We start from the raw sequence: 2,800 nt of genomic DNA, 5'->3' as shown, positions 1-2,800 counted from the left end.
TGTATATACCGATTGAAAAGTGTACCAAATTCCGGGTGAAAAGTGTACCACTTCCAGAGTTAAAAAACCCGTCCATTTGCCTGGAAACCAAATGGGCACAAAATGTTGGAAGTGGAAACAAATCATCAGATCATTTTACTGTATTACCGGGAAGGGCTAAGCATCCGCAAAATTGCCAGGCAGTTGGAGGTGCACCGTAAAACGGTGAAGGCGCGTATTGAACAACATGAACAGTATAAAAGTGCGCCTGCAATTGAAAAGGACGATCCCAGTACTTCCGTGGGCCAATACTTAGAGAAAGGGCCAACTTATAACAGTTCTAAACGTCCCAAACGCAAGCTCACGGATGATATTATCCATATTATTGATGGCTGTCTGCGGGACAATGAGGTTAAAAAGCTGGATGGCCGGCAGAAGCAACGGTTACGCAGAATAGATATTCATGAACTTGTTTTATCAAATGGCCATAGCATCAGCTATTCGGTTGTTTGCGATTATATACAGAAAAAGCAAGCCAGGAGCCAGGAAGCGTTTATCCGGCAGGGCTATAATGCGGGCCATATGTGTGAGTTTGATTGGGCCGAGGTAAAACTTAATCTGGATGGTATATACAGGCGGTATTACCTGGCTGTTTTCACCAGTGCCTTCAGCAATTACCGGTTTGCCATATTATTCCAGCGGCAGGATAGTCTTTCCTTTAAAGAAGCACACATCCTCTTTTTTGATCATGTAGGGGGTGTGTTCCATCAGATGGTTTATGATAACATGCGGGTGGCCATTGCCCAATTTGTCGGGAAAACAGACAAGCTGCCGACTGAAGCCTTGTTGCAGCTTAGTCGCTGGTACCAATACCAGTGGCGGTTCTGCAATATTGCCAGGGGCAATGAAAAAGGTCACGTGGAAAGAAGCGTGGAATACATACGTCGCAAGGTTTTTGGATTTAAAGATGATTTTAAGACCTTTCAGGAAGCGCAGGCTTATTTATCTGCCAGAGTATTGGAGTTAAATAAACGCAGTGCCAGCGGCACCCAGCAGAGCCCAGCTGCTCAACTCGAACAGGAACGGCAACCCTTATATGCACACCCGGGAAGGATGGAATGTTTTAGTGGCGAACACTTAAGGGTGGATAAATATGCCACCATCTGTTTGGGTACCAATCGTTACTCCGTTCCAGACTACTTAAGTGGCCGGATGGTTTTTGTAAAAGTGTATGCAGACCTTCTTCGTATCTACGATACCAATACAGTGGTATGCTGCCACCAACGTTCTTACCATCGCCATGGCTGGCAAATAGACCTGAATCATTACCTCGCCACCCTTCAAAGAAAGCCGGGTGCTGTAGCGGGTTCTATTGCCTTAAAGCAGGCACCTGCATGGCTGCAATCCATGTATACCGATCACTTCCTGCACGACCCAAGGGCCTTTATTGAGCTGTTGCAATACTGCCAGACTAGTGAAATTGCTGATCAGCGACTCCGGAGTTGCGTGGACAAATTAGCCCGCCAATACCCCTCTGGTATTACTGCGGAATATGTCATGGCCACCTTAGGCAATAAACCAACGGCGTCAAATCAAGTAAGCCCCGCAGCAATAGTTAGTGACCCCATTGAGCTGCGTTCCAGGCAAAATCTTCTGGAAATGACTTCTCTGATGAACTGCAATTAATTACCTCCCTTAAAAACAATCCCAATGAGCAAAGAGATTTTTGGACAAATCAATCAAATCAGCATGGAACTTCGGTTGCCCACCTTCCGAAACAATCTGGAATCGGTTTTGGCGAAGGCCACCAAAACAAAAACAACGTATGAGCAGTTGATCCTGGAACTCTTACAATCGGAGCGCGAAACCCGACTGATCAACCGAAAAAAAGCACAGCTGCGGGGTGCCGGCTTCCCGCAGCTAAAACATCTGCAGGATTTGGTTCGCTCAGAACTTCCGGCTGATGCTATGGAAAAACTTCTGGTATTGGAAACCCTTGATTTTATCGCTGTCGGCCAGAACATAATCCTGGGTGGAAGCCCTGGAACCGGAAAAACACATATCGCCATCGGCCTTGGGATCAAGGCTTGCCAGGCAGGTCACACCGTGTTATTTACCACTGTGTCGCGCTTACTCACGCAGATCCGTGAATCGCATTCCAGCCGCTCCTTACGCACCCTGGAACTTAAATTTGAAAAGTATGACCTGGTGATCTGCGATGAGTTCGGTTATATCTCCTTTGACAAGCCCGGTGCTGAAATGCTGTTTAATCACCTGTCCTTAAGAACCGGTATAAAATCTACCATCATTACCTCTAATCTCGCTTTTGACAAATGGAATGATGTCTTTGGAAACGATACCGTATTGACTGCTGCATTGCTTGACAGGCTGACCCATAAAGCGCACCTGATCAATATGAATGGAAAATCATACCGGATGAAAGAAACCAAAAAACTGCAACAATCCAGGAAATAGTGCAGTGGTAGCATGCTCAGATAACCGGCGATATTCCTGGCAGGTTGCTCCTCAGCAGAGCCCGCTTCCGCTTCTCACCGGTGTAGCGAAAATAATGGAAATAAAGAATCTTTGGAGTGGGAAATACAAAGAAAATGTCAAAAAAATATTCCAGAAAATGCAAAGAAAAAAAGAAGCAAAAAAAGAAAAAATAGAAATGGGCAATAGCCCATAGTCTTTTTAATGATAGGTTTTTAAAGGCATAAATATCCAAGCATTATTAAACAAAATGAAACTACATTTACACCCTGATAGGTGGTACACTTTTCACCCGGAATAGTGGTACATAATTGAATCGGTACAAACA

3 protein-coding genes are annotated in these 2,800 nt (G+C 45.0%); all 3 read left to right on the top strand.

Annotation, left to right across the window (positions count from 1 at the left end; all coding sequences use genetic code 11):
* The first annotated feature begins 102 nt into the window (after positions 1-102).
* Genes istA through M0R70_16515 form a run of 3 tightly spaced genes read left to right on the top strand, consistent with a single transcriptional unit; the run spans position 103 to position 2,668 of the window.
* Entirely contained in the window at positions 103-1,665 is a 1,563-nt protein-coding gene (gene istA / locus M0R70_16525) for an IS21 family transposase (GenBank protein ID MCK9420963.1), read from the top strand.
* 24 nt (positions 1,666-1,689) lie between these two features.
* Positions 1,690-2,454 (top strand): IS21-like element helper ATPase IstB, encoded by a 765-nt coding sequence (gene istB / locus M0R70_16520; protein ID MCK9420962.1) that lies wholly within the window; start codon positions 1,690-1,692, stop codon positions 2,452-2,454.
* A gap of 4 nt (positions 2,455-2,458) precedes the next feature.
* Positions 2,459-2,668: a hypothetical protein gene (locus tag M0R70_16515; protein MCK9420961.1), complete on the top strand. Its 210-nt coding sequence runs from the start codon at positions 2,459-2,461 to the stop codon at positions 2,666-2,668.
* Positions 2,669-2,800 lie beyond the last annotated feature (132 nt).

The sequence above is a fragment of the Nitrospirota bacterium genome (genome assembly GCA_023229435.1).
GTDB lineage: Bacteria > Nitrospirota > UBA9217 > UBA9217 > UBA9217 > JALNZF01.
This window is presented reverse-complemented; position numbering and strand designations above follow the sequence as displayed.